Consider the following 16,756-nt stretch of genomic DNA (forward strand, 5'->3'; position numbering starts at 1 on the left):
AATATCTCGAAACACAATAACGGGCGTACGGAAACAGATGTGGGAGCGGGCTTGCTCGCGAATACGGTAAATCAGTCGATACATCAGGTGACTGTTACACCGTATTCGCGAGCAAGCCCGCTCCCACACTTACTGTGCCCGCTCTGGATAGCGTTGTTTGGATCAGATCCGCACGTTACCGCGCGGCCCGGCGATCGCCCAGATGATCAAGCCCAGTACCGGCAGCAGCAGGATCAACAGGATCCACAACACTTTGGCGCCGGTACTCGCGCCGCTTTTGAACACGTTGATGATCGCCCAGATATCCAGCGCGAGGATGATCAACCCGATCAGACCATTAAAAGTGGAACCCATGGTGTCGCTCCTAAGTGAGGGCTTGCCTGCTTAGGATAGTCAGCCGTGGCCGGGGGTTCCGTTTTATTTCAGACGTGTACCGCAACCCGCAGGGCTTCCAGCGATGGTTCGCCCTTGATCCCGGTTTCGGCACACAACTGCAGCACCCGTGGCACGTCGTTGCCGTAGACCAGCACAGCCTGGATCTCGTCGTCCAGCAATTGGCTGAAGTTCATCAGCACGTAGCCGCCGTTCTCCGGGTTGAGGGCGCTCATCTGGATCTGGATGCGGTTCAGCGCGGTCAGGGCTTCGGTCTTGGCCAGTTGCTTGGGCTTGAGGTTGAACGCCACGCCGGGGCCAAAGGAGGCGACGATCTGGGCGAACAGGTCCAGGTAGGTGTCGGCCTGGAACAGCACGGTGTCGGGCAGGCTGCCGACGACGATCCACTCACCCAGGGGAATCGGGAAAGTGTCGTCGTAGTTGATGTCGGGGTTGGCGGCCAGGAAAGCGTCGGGATCGGCGTAGGCCTGGGCCGCTTCGTCAGCCACCTTGGCGATCTCGGGTTCGCTCATGCAGCCGGAGCTGATTTTGCTGATGAGTTCGACGAGTGCGGTTTTCATGGGGTGGTCCTGTGGCGGGGCTGATTTTGAGGGCGCAAAGCCTACACCAGTTTTTCCAACTGCGCCGCCGTATCCACCGCCCCCATGGTCTGGGCCGCTGCCAGCGCGGTCACGCCCTGGGCATCGGTGGCCTTGGGATTGGCGCCCTGGCTGATCAGGTAGTCCACCATTTCGGTACGGTTGAACATCGCCGCCATCATCAAGGCGGTGCGACCATCAGAGGATGCGCCTTCGACCAACGCTCCGCCTTCGATCAACGCCTTGACCACCGGCAGGTTGCCCTTGAACGCCGCGCCGGCAATCGGCAGTTGGTTCTTGTCGTTGGCAATCTGGGGGTCGGCCTTGAATTCCAGCAGCACTTTCACCGCGTCCACATGGCCATGGTAGGCCGACAGCATCAACAGCGTATCGCCGTTGTGGTTGCGCAGGTTCGGCGGCAAGCCCTTGGCCAGCAACGCCGCCAGCATCGCGGCATCGCCTTTGCGCGCCACGTCGAACACCTGCTCGGCAAATTCGGCGGCTTCGTCTTCGGTCATTTGTTTGGCTTGGTCTGACATGTGGGGCTCCTTGTCTGGTGTTTCATAAGGCGCCCAGTCTCGCGATGGAGTTCCCCACTGTCATGCCTTTTTTCCCAAAAGCGGCGATAGGCAGAATCAATAACGGAACTTGCCCGCCTGAATATCCGCCAACAGTTGCCCGGTGACCGGCACATAACTGTCCGACCCAGGCAGCCAGGCAAAGATCGGATCATCACCGGCCTTGCCCGGGTCGAACGCTTCCTCCTTGAGTTTCACCTTCTGGTATTTGAAGGTGCCCGTGGTTTCCATCTTCACCTTGATCCGCAGGAACAACGGCACCGCATACGCGGGCAATTGCCCGTGGGCGAAGGTCAGCAACTCGCGCATGTCCAGGGAAGCCAGGGATTCGGCAGGCGTAATGGCCGCCATGCCCGCGCGGCCGTTGGTGTTTTCAATCTCCACGCCGTAGGCCACCACTTCGGAAATCTGCGGGTGCTGCAGGAAGATGTTCTCGACTTCGGTGGTGGAGACGTTTTCACCTTTCCAGCGGTAGGTGTCCCCCAGCCGGTCAACGAATTGGGCGTGGCCGAAGCCGATATTGCGCAACAGGTCGCCGGTGTTGAAATAACGGTCGCCCTTCTCGAACACGTCGCTGAGCACCACCTTGCGGTTCTTCTCGGGGTCGGTGTAGCCGTCGAACGGTGCCTTGTCATCGATCCTGGCCAGCAGCAGCCCCTGGCCCCCCTTGGGCACTTCGCGCATGAAACCGTCGGCGCCGCGAATCGGCTCACAGCTGTCATGGGCGTAGTCCACCAGTGCCCAGTGCATCAGGGAAAAGCCGATGGTGTTGTCGAAGTTCAGCACATTGGTGAAGCCGATGTTGCCGTCACTGGCGGCGTACAGCTCGCAGATATGATCAACGCCAAAGCGCTGCTTGAACTCAGCCCAAACCCCAGGGCGCAGGCCGTTGCCGATCATCTTCGTCACCCGGTTATCCAGGTCGCGCCCGTGGGCAGGCTGGTCGATCAGGTAGCGGCACAGCTCGCCGACATAACCCAGGGTGGTCGCATTGAATTTGCGCACATCGTCCCAGAACTGGCTGGCGCTGAACTTGCGGCGAATCGCGAACCCCGACGCCCCGGCAATCGCCGAACCCCAGCACACGCACAGGCCAGTGGCGTGATACAGCGGCAAGGTGCAATAGACGACATCCTCGGGCCCCATATCCAGGGCGATGGTGCCGAAACTGGCCGAGGACTTCATCCAGCGGCCGTGTTTGAAAATGCCGGCCTTGGGCAAGCCGGTGGTGCCGGAGGTGTAGATATAGAAGCAAGGGTCGTTGAAAAAAATCTGCTGGGTGCTGGCGGGGTTTTCCACCGGGCAGTCGGCGCTGGCAGCCATCAGGTCGACGTAATCCGGCGGCACATGGCTGTGCTGCTGATCGGCAATAAACCAGGTTTTATCCGCCTCGATGGCCACCTGGCTGCGCACGGCCTCGTAGGCCCCTACCAACTCGGCTCCCACCACGATGGCCGCCGGTGCCACCAGGTTGAGGCTATGTACCAGCGCCGACTGGGTTTGCGAGGTATTGAGCATCGCGCAAATGCCGCCCACCTTGGCCACGGCCAGTACGCTGAGCAACAACTCGGGGCGGTTTTCGATAAACAACGCCACCACGTCGCCCTTGCCGATCCCCTGCCGCTGCAGGTAGTGAGCCATGCGGTTGGCCTGCTGGTTGGCCTGGCGGTAGCTCAGCACCGTGTCGCCATACAGCAGCGCGGCGCCGTCGGGGTTGCGTTGGGTGGCTTGTTCAAAGGTCCAGCCCAGGCCGCACGGCTGGTCGGGATCGGTGATGTTGGCAACGCGGATTCCGCGCACCAGGCGCGGCAGCGCACGGACAATGGTGGGCACCTTACGCAGCATCATGCCCCAGGTGATCATGTCACTTGGCGGGTGGTTCATGGCGGGAACGTCCTTTTTCTTATTGTTCGTATGACCCTCAAGGCACTCATCGCACTGTAAGACCCGCGCCGAATGCCTTGCAGGAAAATACGCCAGCCGTTCTTCGGCTGTACACGCAGGATTTGAAAAGTTTTGTATCCCGAAAGGAAAAGGAATTTTGCGCACCGCCAGGTGGTCACTATGGAAGACCTGCCTTGCGTGCCAGCGGTGAAACACTTGGCAAAACCCCGCAAAATGCAGGATGCACGATGGCCATTCATGCAAATTGCACGAAACCGGAAATCTTAAAATTTTATAACTGATTGATTTATAACGATTTTTTAAGATACTTAGTACTGGCACAATCACTGCACCTATCACTCCACGCTGCAAAACATGAGCTAACGGAGCTGATAGACATGAGCCTGATCCAAGATAAATTTTCTTCTGTGTTCTCCAATTTCGACGTCACCACCCAGGCGCGTCCTGATGGCGGCATCCTGCTGACCTTGCGTAACAGCGAAGGCAAGCAGATCAAACGTTCGATCTCTTATCAGCAACTGCACACGGCCGACCAACTGACGTGGGTCATCAGCGCCATTCGCCGCGACCTGGCTGAACAAGCCAGCGACCTGCCACAGATTTCGATGCTGCAAAGCCAGAACCGCTTTGCCCTGCCGACCTACCATTCGGCTTGACCGTCATGCAGGACCCGGACAGGTCGTGGTGCCGTTGCGCACCACGGCCTTTTTTTATTTGCACAATCCCTGTTTCACCGCCTCGTTCACGGCCTGGACCCGGTTAGTCACCTGCAACTTGCCGTAGATGTTGCGCAGGTGAAACTTCACCGTGGCCTGGGAGATGGAGCGAATCCTGCTGATTTCCCACACCGTCTTGCCCTCGACCGCCCAATGCAGGATTTCCCGTTCCTTGGGGGTCAGGGGTTTACCCGACAACATCGCACGCGCCTTGCGGTTGGCAACCGGCGCGCTGTCCGTTTGCGTGGACGGTTGTTCCTGTGGCTCCGAACCGCTCATGCAGGCCTCTCTCTTCATATAGGTCTTGTAACGCCCGAAGTCGGATTACTCCTATTGACAGGCGAATAAATATTGAGACCAGAGAGAGTTACACAAAGAGTGGAACTAATAAGTAAGGTCAACGATAAACAGCTGTTACCCACAAACTTTCAAGTTTATTCCTACAGCGATTTCCAACCTGAAGGAATTGAAGTTAAAAAAATGCCCCCTGTTCAGGAGGCATTGCCGGACGAACTTAGTCATCAAGCCGAGGAAACCCCTCGGCGATCGCGTCGCCGGTCAGCATGACCGCCAGCCCTTCAGGGTCACTGAACAGGCGGATCGCCACAAAGTGCGGGTTCTCCCCCATATCAAACCAGTGCGGGATGCCGCTCGGCACCAAGATCAGGTCGTTTTTCTCGCAGAACACCGCGTACACATAATCTTCGATGTGCAAGGTAAACAGCCCACGACCCGCTACGAAAAAACGCACGTGGTCTTGGGCCATGCGGTGTTCGTCGAGTCGCTCGGCGCGCAATTGGGCTTTCTGCGGGTGATCGTTGCTGACGCGAAGCACATCAACGGTGGTGTAGCCGCGCTCGGTCATCAGCTTGTCGATGGGCGCCTGGTAGGCGGCGATAATCTCAACCTCGCTGGCCCCGGGCTCAAGTCGGGTAGCCGCCTGCCAGCGATCGAACCCCACACCCAGCTCGGCCAGGGTCGAGGCGATATCGTCCTGGTGAGTCAGGACCTTGTTCGGGGTGTCGGGGGTGCAGACGTGGTAAACCGCGAGATAGCTCATCAAACTCTTCCTCTGTCACGGGAGCCGCTCATGGCCGCTCCTCTTGCAATCGAATGCCAATGATTAGGGCGGCGGCCAGGGCCGCGACGCTGGCAATGCTGAAGGTCAGGGTCGGCCCCAGCAGGTTCCAGCTATAACCTGAATAGAGTGCGCCCAGCGCACCGCCGGTACCGGCCAGTGCCGCATACAGTGCCTGGCCCTGCCCTTGCTGGCGAGCGCCAAAGCTGCGTTGCACGAACTGGATGGCCGCCGCGTGAAAACTGCCGAAGGTCGCCGCGTGCATCACCTGCGCCAGCAACAGCACCCAGAAGAATTCGGCAAACGAGCCCAGCAGCAACCAGCGCAGTGCGGCCAGCAGGAAACTCGCCATCAATACCCGGCGTACCGAAAAGCGCGTGAGAATCCGGCTCATGGCCAGGAACATCAAGACTTCCGCCACCACGCCCAGCGCCCACAACATGCCGATCACGCCACGGCTGTAACCGAGGTGTTCAAGGTGCAGGGTGAGGAAGGTGTAGTACGGGCCATGGCTCATCTGCATCAGCGCCACGCAGGCATAGAACGCCAGCACGCCGGGGCTGCGCAGTTGCCGCAAAAAGCCGTCACCGGCCAGGCGGCTCCCCTGGCTCAGGGGCTGCGCATTCGGCACCCAGAGGCTGGCGCCGATGATGCCGGCCATGATCACCACGACCACCACCGGGTAGATATCCAGGCTCAGCCAGTCGAACAAGCGGCCCATGATCACCACGGTGAGGATAAAACCGATGGAGCCCCACAACCGCACCTGGCTGTAGCGCGAGGTCTGGCCTTGCAGGTGCGCGAGGGTGATGACTTCAAACTGCGGCAGGACCGCGTGCCAGAAGAACGCGTGCAAGGCCATCACCAGCGCCAGCCAGGCGTAAGTCTTGCTGACAAAGATCAACGAGAAACTCACCAGGGTGCACACCGCGCCAAAGCGCACGATGGCCAGGCGCCGGCCGGTGTAGTCCCCCAGCCAGCCCCACAGGTTGGGTGCCACGCAGCGCATCAGCATGGGGATGGCCACCAGCTCGCCGATGCGCGCGCTGGAGAACCCAAGGTGATCGAAGTACAGCGCCAGGAACGGCGCCGTCGCCCCCAGCAGGGCGAAATAGAACAGGTAGAAGCTGGAGAGTCGCCAGTATGGAAGGGCTTGCGTCAGCATAAGTGACTTGTGGCGAGCGAGCTTGCTCGCGCTGGGGCGCGAAGCGGCCCCGATAGAAGCGCCGCAGTTCTCCAGGTCCTACCGGGTTGCAGGCTTTGGGGCCGCTGCGCAGCCCAGCGCGAGCAAGCTCGCTCGCCACACACGGTCACAGCTGGCCCAATACCGGAGTACTGACTTTTACGTCGGCGTTTTGCCCACGATGACGCAGCAGGTGGTCCATCAACACAATGGCCATCATCGCCTCGGCAATCGGCGTGGCGCGGATGCCGACGCAAGGGTCGTGACGGCCCTTGGTGATCACGTCCACCGGGTTGCCGTGCACATCAATCGAACGGCCCGGCGTGGTGATGCTGGAAGTCGGCTTGAGCGCAAGGTGCGCAACGATCGGCTGGCCGGAGGAAATGCCGCCGAGAATGCCGCCGGCGTTGTTGCTGAGGAAACCTTCCGGGGTCAGCTCGTCACGGTGCTCGGTGCCACGCTGGGCCACACAATCGAACCCGGCGCCGATTTCCACGCCCTTGACCGCGTTGATGCTCATCAGCGCGTGGGCCAGTTCGGCATCGAGGCGGTCGAAGATCGGCTCGCCCAGGCCCGGCATCACGCCTTCGGCAACCACGGTGATCTTGGCGCCGACGGAATCCTGGTCGCGGCGCAACTGGTCCATATAGGCTTCCAGCTCCGGCACTTTGTCCGGGTCTGGGCAGAAAAAGGCGTTGTCTTCGACGCTGTCCCAGGTCTTGAACGGGATTTCGATCGGGCCCAGCTGGCTCATGTAGCCGCGGATCACGATGCCCTGGGTCGCCAGGAACTTCTTGGCGATCGCCCCGGCCGCCACGCGCATCGCGGTTTCCCGCGCCGAGCTGCGGCCACCGCCACGGTAGTCGCGCTCGCCGTATTTGTGGTGGTAGGTGTAGTCGGCGTGGGCCGGGCGGAACAGGTCCTTGATCGCCGAGTAGTCCTTGGACTTCTGGTCAGTGTTGCGAATCAGCAGGCCGATGGCGCAGCCGGTGGTGCGGCCTTCGAACACGCCGGAGAGGATTTCGACTTCGTCGGCTTCCTGGCGCTGGGTGGTGTGGCGGCTGGTGCCGGGCTTGCGGCGGTCGAGGTCACGCTGCAGGTCTTCCAGGGACAACTCGAGGCCCGGCGGGCAGCCGTCGACAATGGCGACCAACGCCGGGCCATGGCTTTCGCCCGCGGTGGTAACAGTGAACAGCTTGCCGTAGGTATTGCCGGACATGCAGGGCGCTCCGTGAAATCAGTTGAATCAAGTCAACCGTAATAACTTAAGGCGGCCAGTATACGCAGGCTAACCGACTAGTTCATCCTCGAAACCTTACCGGTAGACGTTGGTCCAACCGGCACCTTCCTCATGATGGCGCGATGATGCTGCGAGTTCTGCTTTTGACCCTCACTCTGTTTTCCAGCCTTGGCTTCGCCGCCTCCCCTGTCGTGCTGCAACGGCCCATCAGCCTGGACACCGGCAGTGGCGAGCTGTTTGGTTCGCTGTTGTTGCCCAAATCCGACAAGCCGGTGCCGGTGGTGCTGATCATCGCCGGCTCCGGGCCCACCGACCGCAACGGCAACAGCGCCGACGGCGCACGCAACGACAGCCTCAAGCGCCTGGCCTGGGTGCTGGCCAGGCACAACATCGCCAGCGTGCGCTACGACAAGCGCGGCGTGGCCGCCAGCCTTGCCGCCACCCCCGATGAACGCAACCTGACTCTGGATGCCTACGTGTCCGACGCCGTGGCCTGGGGCAAGTTGCTCAAGGCCGACCCACGCATGGGCCCGCTGATTGTGCTGGGCCACAGCGAAGGTGCACTGGTGGCCGCCCTCGCCGCCCCGCAGCTCAACCCGGCCGGGGTGATTTCCCTGTCGGGCAGCGCGCGCCCGGTGGACCAGGTGATCCGCCAGCAACTGGCCGACCATATGCCTCCAGCGCTGTTACTGCGCAGCAACCAGATTCTCGATCACCTCAAGGCCGGCCAGGTGGACGCCGATGTGCCCACCCCCCTTGAGGGCATTTTCCGCCCCAGCGTGCAGCCCTATCTGATCAGCCTGTTCCGCGCCGACCCTTCGGCGGCCTTTGCCAAATTGACCATGCCGGCGCTGATCGTCCAGGGCACCAATGACCTGCAGGTCGGCGTGGCCGATGCGCAACAATTGCAGAAGGCCAAGCCCGACGCCGAGCTGACGGTGATCGAAGGCATGAACCACGTGATGCGCATCGTGCCCAACAACGTGAAGCAGCAACTGGAGTCCTATAACGACCCGCAGTTGCCGCTGGCGGCTGAACTGGGCACTCGCCTGGTTCGCTTTATCGACGGACTTCGCGCCAGTTAAGCGAGTATTGCCCTCCAGTCCTGAGCAAAACGGCCGATAAGCCATGGGTCGACAGCAAAAAGCCTGTCGGCCCGCAGAGCTTGGACAGGATCGCGCCGAATGACGAACACCGAAGCAACACCCGAACCTACCGCCGACACCACGGCTGACACCGAGGCCGCCGCATCGGCCGCGTTACCGTGGGCGGAGGTGCAGGCCGAACACTTCAAGATGCTGCGCCTGGCCCCTTTGGCCACCGACCGTGCCACGGGCGTGCGGCCCCTGCGCTTTGTGCAGTTTGGCTGGGCCGAACGCAACAACAAGGACCACAGCCTGCTGCGCATGGTCATTCAGTTACCGGGCCAGCGGGTGCGCCGGGAACAGAACCATTTGGATATCTGGGTCGATCACGCGACCCATCGGGTGCACTTTGGCCCGGGCAACAGCCTGGAGATCGAGCCGGCTAACCGCGGCATCGGCCGTTTCCTGGTAGCCCAGGGCGCCGCCTGGGCGAAAAAGAAGTGGTCGCACTACCGCGTCGACGGCGTCGACCTGGCCAACAAGGACGCCCTCAACGAAGCCACGCGCCTGCGCCGGGATCACTTCCTGCGTATCCAGGGCTTTGATGTTGCGTACGCCGATGTCCAGCATTTGAAGGGCAACGTGCAGCCGGGCAAGGTCAGCGATGTGCTGGACAGCTGGAACACCGAAAAGCTGCAGTTCGTGGAGATTCTGGAAGCGGCGCAGATGCTGCAACAGGCCGAGCAGAACCTGGCGGAACAAGAAGTGAAACTGCGCAAGGAAGAGGAAAAAGTCATCAAGTTCAAGCGCGAAGACAGCGGGTTGCGCTTCACGATTACGTGCCTGGTGGCGTTTACCGTGTTTCAGGCGGGGTTGTTGATCTGGATTGCGACGCATCGGTAATCCGGTTTATCAATTGAAACCGGATCAAAATGTGGGAGCGGGCTTGCTCGCGAATGCGGTGTGTCAGTCACCGGATATCTTGACTGAGCCACCGCATTCGCGAGCAAGCCCGCTCCCACACTGACCGCGTTACCCACTTGGAAGCGGTTAAACCCTGGCGGCAAACACCGCCTGATGCGCCCGGCACTGCTCGGCCGTCAACATGAACACGCCATGCCCGCCGCGCTGGAACTCCAGCCAGGCGAAGTCCACTTCCCGGTACAACGCCTCGACGTGAACCTGGCTGTTGCCCACTTCGACAATCAGCAAGCCCTTCTCGGTCAAGTGATCTGCCGCCTCGGCCAGCATCCGCCGAACCAGGTTCAAGCCGTCGTCACCGCAGGCCAGGCCCAGCTCCGGCTCGTGCTGGTATTCATCCGGCATGTCGGCAAAGTCTTCGGCGTCGACATACGGCGGGTTGGACACGATCAGGTCAAAACGCTGGCCCGGCAAACCATCAAAGCCGTCGCCCTGAACGGTATACACGCGCTCATCGACGCCATGGCGCTCGATGTTCTGGTTGGCCACCTCCAGCGCTTCGAAGGACAGGTCGCCCAGTACCACTTCGGCGTCCTGGAACTCGTAGGCGCAGGCAATACCGATGCAACCGGAACCGGTGCACAGGTCCAGAATGCGTGCCGGCGGTGTGCCCAGCCACGGTTCGAAGCGGTTTTCGATCAGTTCGCCAATCGGTGAGCGGGGAATCAATACACGCTCATCAACGATAAACGACATGCCGCAGAACCAGGCTTCCTTCAACAGGTAAGCGGTCGGCACACGCTCGTGGATACGGCGGTGCAGCAACCGTTGCACGTGGGAGATTTCCTCTTCTTCCAGGTTGCAATCCAGGTAACTGTCGGCAATTTCCCATGGCAGGTGCAAGGCGCCGAGCACCAGTTGCCGGGCTTCGTCCCAGGCGTTGTCGGTGCCATGGCCAAAAAACAGGTCTTCCCCATGGAAACGGCTGACGGCCCATCGGATGTGGTCGCGCAAGGTGCGCAGGCGGGAAGTGATCACGGGGGCAAGCTCCTGGAAAAAACGACCGGCGATTCTAACAGTCTTAAGCTGTACCGACGATGTACGAAAAAACCCTTTGCCGCACGTCGGATTTCATCTTAAACGTGGTTTTTGCCTAAACGTAGTGCCCTATTGACATCGCTGCACGCCAACAACGGCGTACCTTACGATGGTAGCGATTCACAGAAGCGCTCAGCCAGAGGACAATGTCACAAAAGCCCCACTCACAGGAGCCCCAGAATGTCCGTTCCAAAGACGATGTTTCAACTCAGCGGTCGTGGTTACGCAGCGGCGAACCTGAACCATGCGACCCTCGTGATCATCGACGCCCAGAAGGAATACCTCAGTGGTCCCCTCGCCCTCTCGGGCATGGACGCTGCTGTCGAAAATATCAAGCAACTGGCCGCTGCCGCGCGCAACGCCGGGCGCCCGATCGTGCATGTGCGCCACCTGGGCACTGTCGGCGGGTTGTTTGACCCTCAGGGCGAGCGCGGTGAGTTCATTCCTGGCCTTGAGCCACAGGCCGACGAAACCATCATCGGCAAGCTGCTGCCCAGCGCCTTCCACGGCACCGGCCTGGAGAAACACCTGCAAGACCTCGGTTCCCTGGACCTGATCGTCTGCGGCTTCATGAGCCACTCCAGCGTCAGCACCACGGTGCGTGCGGCAAAAAACCTGGGCTTTCGCTGCACCCTGGTGGAAGACGCCTGCGCCACCCGCGACCTGCCTTACAAGGGCGGCATCCTCAGCGCCGACCACGTGCAGCAGACTGAAATGGCCATCATGGCTGACAACTTCGCCACCCTCGCCTTGACCAAAGATCTGATCTGATCGACCTTCGATGAGCGGGTAGCCGCCCGCTCATCCGCAAATACCTGTCATTTGCTGCAATTGCCTCTGTACCCGGAACAACCTGTGTATCTTCCGGTCGAAGGGCCGATACCCTGGAGGAAAGGTCGGAATGAAGATATCCGATGGTTTTGATGCTCGTCGCTTGCGCCCCAAGGGCCCGAGCAACTGGCGTCTGCGCATCGGCGCCGGCTTTGCCGCGCTGTTGGCGATAGGTGGCGTACTACTGGCAATTGCTGGCGGCGCTGGTTTGGTTGGACACTCACCGGCCCTGGGCGAGCTGAATGCCAGCCCTGGCGGTTCTGCAATACTCTTGGTCATCGGCCTGCTGGTGCTGTGGTTCGGCGTATGGCTGTGGCGCCGTTGCCGTCGGCGCATGCGCCAACCGCTGTCACTGAACATCGCTTCGCACCTGATGAAAAAGCACGACTGATGGCGCACAGATAGCGTTTGTTGCGCATCAAGCCGCCGCGATTAGGTAAACTGCCCGCCCTTCGCGGAGGCTGACATGCAAGACGACGATTTTTCCCTATTCAAGAACGAGCTGCGCGGCGTCAAGCCGATCAAGCATGATCGCGCCGACACCGGCAAACCCAAGACCGATCGCGCCCAGATCGCCAAGCTGCGCCAGGCCGCGACCGTGCGCACGGACGCCACCACCGTGGACGGCCTGTCGGATCAATTCGTTATCGATGTAGGTCCCGAAGACGAGTTGATGTGGGCCCGCGACGGCGTGCAGGAAAGCCAGATGCGCAAGCTCAAGGTCGGCCAGATCCCGTTCGAGGGCAGTCTCGACCTGCACGGCATGACCGTCGAAAAAGCCCGCGAAACCCTCTGGGCGTTCCTCGCCGAAGCCACCAAATTCGAAATCCGCTGCGTGCGCGTCACCCACGGCAAGGCCGTGCGCCTGGACGGCAAGCGGCCGATGATCAAAAGCCACGTCAACACCTGGTTGCGCCAACACTCCCAGGTGCTGGGTTTTACCTCGTGCCAGCCACGTCACGGCGGCGCTGGCGCGGTGTATGTGATGCTCAAGCGCACCATGATGGAAGGCCGCGACGAGTAACAAGTGCCATCGTCAGGCTTGCAGCGATGTGTTGGCCGCCGTACCCTTGCCCTTTGCGAAAATCCCACTAGGTAGTTTCATGTCCCTGGAACAGAATTACACCGCGATCCTCGGCCAGCTCGGCGAGGACGTTTCCCGCGAGGGCCTGCTCGACACGCCAAAACGTGCCGCCAAGGCCATGCAGTATCTCTGCCGCGGTTATGAACAGACCCTCGAAGAAGTCACCAACGGTGCCTTGTTCAGCTCTGACAACAGCGAAATGGTGCTGGTCAAGGACATCGAGTTGTACTCGCTGTGCGAACACCACCTGCTGCCGTTTATCGGCAAGGCTCACGTCGCGTATATCCCGAGCGGCAAAGTGCTGGGCCTGTCGAAGGTCGCGCGTATCGTCGATATGTATGCCCGCCGCCTGCAGATCCAGGAAAACCTCAGCCGCCAGATCGCCGATGCGGTCCAGCAGGTCACCGGCGCCCTGGGCGTTGCAGTGGTGATCGAGGCCAAGCACATGTGCATGATGATGCGCGGTGTGGAGAAGCAGAATTCGTCGATGATCACGTCGGTGATGCTGGGTGAGTTCCGCGAAAACGCGGCGACCCGCAGCGAGTTTCTCAGCCTGATCAAGTAATACGCGGCACCTGGAAAAACCGGCGTTCATCGCCGGTTTTTTTTCGCCTGTGAAAAATCAGGTAAGCTGCGCCCCCTTAAGTCTAGGGCAAGAGGTTTCAGCCATGTTCGTCAAAGCACTTCGAGTGGGCCTCGGCCACGTCATCATCGCCGGCGACTTCCTGACCCGTCCGCGCAAAAAGCAGCGCCCTGCCGAACAACAGGCGCAGGTGAACGCAGCGGCCAAGGACCTGACCCTGTATCAATTCCACGCTTGCCCGTTCTGCGTGAAGACCCGCCGCACCCTGCACCGCCTGAACGTGCCGGTGGCCTTGAAGGATGCGAAGAACAACGAGCAGGACCGCCAGACCCTGCTGGAGCAAGGCGGCAAGATCAAGGTGCCATGCCTGCGCATCGAAGAGAACGGCCAGACCACCTGGATGTACGACTCCAAGGTGATCATCGATTACCTCGACAAGCGGTTTGCGGCGGTCTGACAAACAGCGAGGATCCAGTGTGGGAGCGGGCTTGCTCCCACATTAGTTTGGTATTGCCAATTCAAGATCCAGCAATGCTGAGCCCAGGCACTTGCCATGGGCGTCCAGCGCCAGCGACCGCGTCACCCCGCCTCGCAGGATCCCCGGCAACACGAAGTTCAGTGCCTGCACATTGGGCAGTTCATAACGCTGCACCGGTGCGGCACCCGCCTCCAGCAACGGCGCAAAAAACGCCGCTACCACCTCAGCCGTGAGTTGCTCGCAGAGCAGCGGATAGTCCTCGGCCCGATACGCAATGATCGAGACGTTCGAGGTGTCGCCCTTATCGCCCGTTCGGGAGTGGGCCAGGGTGTGCAGTTTCATGACTCGATCCTCGGGTTGACCGCGTTACGGGGCAGCAGCAACGATGCCACCGCCACCACCTGGCGCAGGCTCTTGCTGGCGCCGCCGCCGCCGGACGGGCCGTTGGTGTAGAGAGTTTCAACTTCATTGCCGACACGCACCGCCTCGCTGCGTTCTGCGCAGCGGGCGGCTATGCGCAGGCGCACTTCCCACGGTTCAACCGTGCTGCGCGGGCCGTGCAGGGAGTCGACGCCGATCAATTCGGCACGCACGTCCTGCATGCGCACACCGGTCAACTCCAAGCGTTTCAGGACCACATCGCGAGCCAGTTGCGCACGAGCGACCGCGCCCGGGCCACCGTAGGAAATCTGCCCCTCACCGATCCAGCCGTCCAGATAACCGACGCTGACTTTCAACGCTTCGGGACGTGGCCGTCCGCTCGCGCCGTGGGCACGCACCCGGTCCACGGCTTCTTCGGTAAACGCCACCTGGGAAAAATCCGCGCACACGTCCGGTGTGAGGTAGGCCGCCGGGTCGTGCACTTCGTAGATCAATTGTTCGGTGCACGTGGCACGGCTGACCCGCCCACCGGAACCTGCGACCTTGGTGATCAAGGCCTCGCCGTCTGCGTCAATCTCGGCCAGTGGAAAGCCCAGGCGTGCCAGGTCGTCCACGTCCTTGAAACCCGGATCGGCAAAGTAGCCACCGCTGACCTGCCCCGCACATTCCAGTAAATGCCCCACCAGCGTGCCGCGCCCCAGCCGTTGCCAATCATCCGCAGCCCAGCCGAATTCGAACATCTGCGGCGCCAGGAACAACGAAGGGTCTGCCACCCGGCCGGTGATCACCACGTCGGCCTCGGCGCGCAAGGCGTCGATAATGCCGTCGGCGCCCAAATAGGCGTTCGCGGAAATCAACCGCTCGCCCAACGAGCCAAGGGTCTGGCCGTTGTCGAGCAACTGCTCCGGCTGGGCACGCAAGGTCTCAAGCACGTCGTCGCCAACCACCGCCAGCACCTTGAGGTTAAGCCCCAGTTCACTGGCAATCCGCCGCACTTCAACCGCCGCCGCCACCGGATTGGCCGCGCCCATATTGGTGATTACCCGCAGGCGCCGGCGCCCGTCGGGCTGGCCGACAAAGGGCAGCACGCGGCGCATGCGCTCACTCAACAGCGGGTCGTAACCGCCTTGTGGATCGCTGATCCGCGCCTGTTGCGCCAGGGCGATGGTGCGCTCGGCCAGGCATTCGAAGACCAGGTAATCCAGGTCGCCCTGTTCGGCCAATTCCACCGCAGGTTCGATACGGTCGCCGGAGTAGCCGGCGCCGGAACCGATGCGCAAGGTTTTCATTTCAAATCACTCCCAGGAGCAAAGCCGTCAGAGTCATCAACACCGACGCGGCAAACAGAAAGGGGATGGTGAAGCGCTGGTGATCGGCCAATTCGATCTTGCACAGGCCCACCAACAGGAAGGTCGCCGGCGTCAACGGGCTGACCGGAAAGCCGGTGGTGTGCACGCCCAGCAACGAGGCCTGGGCCACTTGCAGCGGGTCGACGCCCAAGGCCTTGCCGACTTCGGCGATCACCGGCATCACGCCGAAATAGTAGGAGTCGGGGTCAAACAGCATGCTCAGCGGCATCGACAGGAAGCCCACCACCGCCGGGATCAACTTGCCGTGGCCCGCCGGAATCTGCGCCACCGCCACTTCGGCGATGGCCTTGAGCATGCCGGTGCCTTGCATGATGCCGGTGAACACACCGGCGGCGAGCAGGATGCTGGCCATGGTCAGGGCGGTTTTTGCGTGGGCGTCGATCCGCGCGCGCTGGGCGTCGACGTTCGGGTAGTTGATGCACAGTGCCACCACGGTGCCGAGCATGAACATCACCACCGGGTCGACCCAACCGGCGATCATCACCACCATCACCAGTACCGTCAGGACCAGGTTGACCCAGAACAGCCGCGGGCGACGCAGGGCAATGTCATCGTCGCTGAGCACCCGTTGCGGCACTGCGTCCACGCTGGAACCAGCGCCCAGGCCCAGGCGTTTTTCTTCCCGGTGGCCCAGCCACCAGGCGCAGGCGAATACAAAGACCAGGCCGACGATCTGCACCGGGATCAGCGGCTGGAACAAGTCCGCCACCGGCACGTGCAGCGCTGCCGAGGAACGCAGTACCGGGCCGGTCCACGGCAGGAAGTTGACCCCGGCCGCCATCGCCGCCACACACGCGAGGATGCGTTTATCAATTCCCAGCCGCGTGTACAGCGGCAGCATCGCCGGCACCGTCACCAGGAAGGTCACCGCGCCGGAGCCGTCGAGGTGCACCAGCAGGGCCAGGGTCGCGGTACCGACGACAATCCTTGTAGGACGCGTCCCTACCGTGCGCAGGATGCGATCAATGATTGGATCCAGCATGCCGGCATCGGTCATGATCCCGAAGAACAGGATCGCGAACACAAACATCCCCACCACGGGGGCGACGTTCTTGATGCCGGTGATGATGAAGGCGCTGGTTTGCAAGCCGAAACCGCCCAGCAGCGCGGCGATGATCGGCAAGGCAATCAGGGCCACCAGTGGCGACAGGCGTTTGCTCATGACGGCAGTGAGCAGGCACAGGATGGTGATGACACCCAGGGTAGCGAGCATGGGGTAGCTCCAGAACGGCGTTTTCGGCCGGTTATTGTTTT

The 16,756-nt window shown here is 61.4% G+C and carries 20 protein-coding genes; 8 read left to right on the plus strand and 12 right to left on the minus strand.

All coding sequences use genetic code 11. The features are described 5' to 3' along the window. Positions 1 to 162: 162 nt before the first annotated feature. The 4 genes from HX817_RS15400 to HX817_RS15415 form a co-directional block, all read right to left on the minus strand. Positions 163 to 354, minus strand: a complete 192-nt coding sequence (locus HX817_RS15400) for a PLDc N-terminal domain-containing protein (RefSeq protein ID WP_003172956.1) — start codon at positions 352 to 354, stop codon at positions 163 to 165. A gap of 68 nt (positions 355 to 422) precedes the next feature. After that, positions 423 to 953 (minus strand): hypothetical protein, encoded by a 531-nt coding sequence (locus HX817_RS15405; RefSeq protein ID WP_177040526.1) that lies wholly within the window; start codon positions 951 to 953, stop codon positions 423 to 425. Positions 954 to 994: 41 nt separating this feature from the next. Then, positions 995 to 1,510: an ankyrin repeat domain-containing protein gene (locus tag HX817_RS15410; RefSeq protein WP_003216773.1), complete on the minus strand. Its 516-nt coding sequence runs from the start codon at positions 1,508 to 1,510 to the stop codon at positions 995 to 997. Between the two features lie 96 nt (positions 1,511 to 1,606). Continuing rightward, entirely contained in the window at positions 1,607 to 3,433 is a 1,827-nt protein-coding gene (locus HX817_RS15415; RefSeq protein WP_177040527.1) for a long-chain-acyl-CoA synthetase, read from the minus strand. A 398-nt stretch (positions 3,434 to 3,831) separates the two neighbouring features. On the opposite strand from HX817_RS15415, the gene HX817_RS15420 reads away from it, so the two are divergent. Beyond that, positions 3,832 to 4,110 carry a DUF3509 domain-containing protein gene (locus HX817_RS15420; protein ID WP_003216777.1) on the plus strand — a complete coding sequence of 93 codons (279 nt, stop codon included), beginning with the start codon at positions 3,832 to 3,834 and terminating at the stop codon, positions 4,108 to 4,110. Positions 4,111 to 4,164: 54 nt separating this feature from the next. On the opposite strand, the gene HX817_RS15425 is transcribed toward HX817_RS15420, so the two are convergent. The 4 genes from HX817_RS15425 to aroC all read right to left on the minus strand — a co-directional run bounded on the left by HX817_RS15425 (position 4,165) and on the right by aroC (position 7,650). Next, the gene (locus HX817_RS15425) at positions 4,165 to 4,449 is read right to left on the minus strand and encodes a response regulator transcription factor (RefSeq protein ID WP_003216779.1); all 285 of its coding nucleotides are present in this window, start codon (positions 4,447 to 4,449) and stop codon (positions 4,165 to 4,167) included. Positions 4,450 to 4,684: 235 nt separating this feature from the next. Continuing rightward, positions 4,685 to 5,230: an acireductone dioxygenase gene (locus HX817_RS15430; RefSeq protein WP_003216782.1), complete on the minus strand. Its 546-nt coding sequence runs from the start codon at positions 5,228 to 5,230 to the stop codon at positions 4,685 to 4,687. A 28-nt stretch (positions 5,231 to 5,258) separates the two neighbouring features. Further along, positions 5,259 to 6,410: an MFS transporter gene (locus HX817_RS15435; RefSeq protein ID WP_177040545.1), complete on the minus strand. Its 1,152-nt coding sequence runs from the start codon at positions 6,408 to 6,410 to the stop codon at positions 5,259 to 5,261. Between the two features lie 148 nt (positions 6,411 to 6,558). Then, positions 6,559 to 7,650 carry a chorismate synthase gene (gene aroC / locus HX817_RS15440; RefSeq protein WP_003213122.1) on the minus strand — a complete coding sequence of 364 codons (1,092 nt, stop codon included), beginning with the start codon at positions 7,648 to 7,650 and terminating at the stop codon, positions 6,559 to 6,561. A gap of 143 nt (positions 7,651 to 7,793) precedes the next feature. Here aroC and HX817_RS15445 point away from each other — a divergent pair, with 143 nt between their 5' ends. Together HX817_RS15445 and HX817_RS15450 are read left to right on the plus strand one after the other, a co-directional pair. Next, positions 7,794 to 8,756, plus strand: coding sequence for an alpha/beta hydrolase (locus HX817_RS15445; protein WP_003213124.1), 963 nt, complete (start codon positions 7,794 to 7,796; stop codon positions 8,754 to 8,756). A 99-nt stretch (positions 8,757 to 8,855) separates the two neighbouring features. Continuing rightward, positions 8,856 to 9,659: a hypothetical protein gene (locus HX817_RS15450; RefSeq protein WP_177040528.1), complete on the plus strand. Its 804-nt coding sequence runs from the start codon at positions 8,856 to 8,858 to the stop codon at positions 9,657 to 9,659. Between the two features lie 147 nt (positions 9,660 to 9,806). Here HX817_RS15450 and prmB read toward each other — a convergent pair whose 3' ends face one another. Next, positions 9,807 to 10,715 (minus strand): 50S ribosomal protein L3 N(5)-glutamine methyltransferase, encoded by a 909-nt coding sequence (gene prmB, locus HX817_RS15455; protein ID WP_177040529.1) that lies wholly within the window; start codon positions 10,713 to 10,715, stop codon positions 9,807 to 9,809. A 240-nt stretch (positions 10,716 to 10,955) separates the two neighbouring features. On the opposite strand from prmB, the gene HX817_RS15460 reads away from it, so the two are divergent. The 5 genes from HX817_RS15460 to HX817_RS15480 all read left to right on the plus strand — a co-directional run bounded on the left by HX817_RS15460 (position 10,956) and on the right by HX817_RS15480 (position 13,730). Further along, positions 10,956 to 11,546, plus strand: a complete 591-nt coding sequence (locus HX817_RS15460) for a cysteine hydrolase family protein (protein ID WP_008433198.1) — start codon at positions 10,956 to 10,958, stop codon at positions 11,544 to 11,546. A gap of 130 nt (positions 11,547 to 11,676) precedes the next feature. After that, positions 11,677 to 11,997 carry a hypothetical protein gene (locus HX817_RS15465; protein WP_003213133.1) on the plus strand — a complete coding sequence of 107 codons (321 nt, stop codon included), beginning with the start codon at positions 11,677 to 11,679 and terminating at the stop codon, positions 11,995 to 11,997. A 75-nt stretch (positions 11,998 to 12,072) separates the two neighbouring features. After that, positions 12,073 to 12,630, plus strand: coding sequence for a Smr/MutS family protein (locus HX817_RS15470; RefSeq protein WP_003213135.1), 558 nt, complete (start codon positions 12,073 to 12,075; stop codon positions 12,628 to 12,630). Between the two features lie 79 nt (positions 12,631 to 12,709). Then, entirely contained in the window at positions 12,710 to 13,255 is a 546-nt protein-coding gene (gene folE / locus HX817_RS15475; RefSeq protein ID WP_003204506.1) for a GTP cyclohydrolase I FolE, read from the plus strand. A 103-nt stretch (positions 13,256 to 13,358) separates the two neighbouring features. After that, entirely contained in the window at positions 13,359 to 13,730 is a 372-nt protein-coding gene (locus HX817_RS15480) for a glutathione S-transferase N-terminal domain-containing protein (protein ID WP_063031984.1), read from the plus strand. Between the two features lie 42 nt (positions 13,731 to 13,772). Here the strand turns inward: HX817_RS15480 and HX817_RS15485 are convergent, their stop codons facing one another. The 3 genes from HX817_RS15485 to HX817_RS15495 are packed head-to-tail and all read right to left on the minus strand — an operon-like array spanning position 13,773 to position 16,715. Beyond that, positions 13,773 to 14,093: a hypothetical protein gene (locus HX817_RS15485; protein WP_008432203.1), complete on the minus strand. Its 321-nt coding sequence runs from the start codon at positions 14,091 to 14,093 to the stop codon at positions 13,773 to 13,775. Next, on the minus strand, positions 14,090 to 15,421 hold the full coding sequence (locus tag HX817_RS15490) for an acyclic terpene utilization AtuA family protein (RefSeq protein WP_177040530.1): 1,332 nt from the start codon (positions 15,419 to 15,421) through the stop codon (positions 14,090 to 14,092). Before HX817_RS15490 ends, HX817_RS15485 begins: the two co-directional genes overlap by 4 nt. Position 15,422: 1 nt before the next feature. After that, the gene (locus tag HX817_RS15495; RefSeq protein ID WP_003213142.1) at positions 15,423 to 16,715 is read right to left on the minus strand and encodes a CitMHS family transporter; all 1,293 of its coding nucleotides are present in this window, start codon (positions 16,713 to 16,715) and stop codon (positions 15,423 to 15,425) included. Positions 16,716 to 16,756 lie beyond the last annotated feature (41 nt).

Source organism: Pseudomonas sp. C6002 (assembly GCF_013385805.1).
GTDB lineage: Bacteria > Pseudomonadota > Gammaproteobacteria > Pseudomonadales > Pseudomonadaceae > Aquipseudomonas.

Excerpts from the sequence above, each read along its gene's own strand:
- HX817_RS15430 (WP_003216782.1), bottom strand. The coding sequence starts at position 5,230 with ATGAGCTATCTCGCGGTTTACCACGTCTGCACCCCCGACACCCCGAAC.
- aroC (WP_003213122.1), bottom strand. The coding sequence starts at position 7,650 with ATGTCCGGCAATACCTACGGCAAGCTGTTCACTGTTACCACCGCGGGC.
- HX817_RS15425 (WP_003216779.1), bottom strand. The coding sequence starts at position 4,449 with ATGAGCGGTTCGGAGCCACAGGAACAACCGTCCACGCAAACGGACAGC.
- HX817_RS15450 (WP_177040528.1), top strand. The coding sequence starts at position 8,856 with ATGACGAACACCGAAGCAACACCCGAACCTACCGCCGACACCACGGCT.
- HX817_RS15460 (WP_008433198.1), top strand. The coding sequence starts at position 10,956 with ATGTCCGTTCCAAAGACGATGTTTCAACTCAGCGGTCGTGGTTACGCA.
- HX817_RS15420 (WP_003216777.1), top strand. The coding sequence starts at position 3,832 with ATGAGCCTGATCCAAGATAAATTTTCTTCTGTGTTCTCCAATTTCGAC.
- HX817_RS15465 (WP_003213133.1), top strand. The coding sequence starts at position 11,677 with ATGAAGATATCCGATGGTTTTGATGCTCGTCGCTTGCGCCCCAAGGGC.
- HX817_RS15485 (WP_008432203.1), bottom strand. The coding sequence starts at position 14,093 with ATGAAACTGCACACCCTGGCCCACTCCCGAACGGGCGATAAGGGCGAC.
- HX817_RS15470 (WP_003213135.1), top strand. The coding sequence starts at position 12,073 with ATGCAAGACGACGATTTTTCCCTATTCAAGAACGAGCTGCGCGGCGTC.
- folE (WP_003204506.1), top strand. The coding sequence starts at position 12,710 with ATGTCCCTGGAACAGAATTACACCGCGATCCTCGGCCAGCTCGGCGAG.
- HX817_RS15445 (WP_003213124.1), top strand. The coding sequence starts at position 7,794 with ATGATGCTGCGAGTTCTGCTTTTGACCCTCACTCTGTTTTCCAGCCTT.
- HX817_RS15400 (WP_003172956.1), bottom strand. The coding sequence starts at position 354 with ATGGGTTCCACTTTTAATGGTCTGATCGGGTTGATCATCCTCGCGCTG.
- HX817_RS15415 (WP_177040527.1), bottom strand. The coding sequence starts at position 3,433 with ATGAACCACCCGCCAAGTGACATGATCACCTGGGGCATGATGCTGCGT.
- HX817_RS15410 (WP_003216773.1), bottom strand. The coding sequence starts at position 1,510 with ATGTCAGACCAAGCCAAACAAATGACCGAAGACGAAGCCGCCGAATTT.
- HX817_RS15480 (WP_063031984.1), top strand. The coding sequence starts at position 13,359 with ATGTTCGTCAAAGCACTTCGAGTGGGCCTCGGCCACGTCATCATCGCC.
- HX817_RS15490 (WP_177040530.1), bottom strand. The coding sequence starts at position 15,421 with ATGAAAACCTTGCGCATCGGTTCCGGCGCCGGCTACTCCGGCGACCGT.
- HX817_RS15495 (WP_003213142.1), bottom strand. The coding sequence starts at position 16,715 with ATGCTCGCTACCCTGGGTGTCATCACCATCCTGTGCCTGCTCACTGCC.
- HX817_RS15405 (WP_177040526.1), bottom strand. The coding sequence starts at position 953 with ATGAAAACCGCACTCGTCGAACTCATCAGCAAAATCAGCTCCGGCTGC.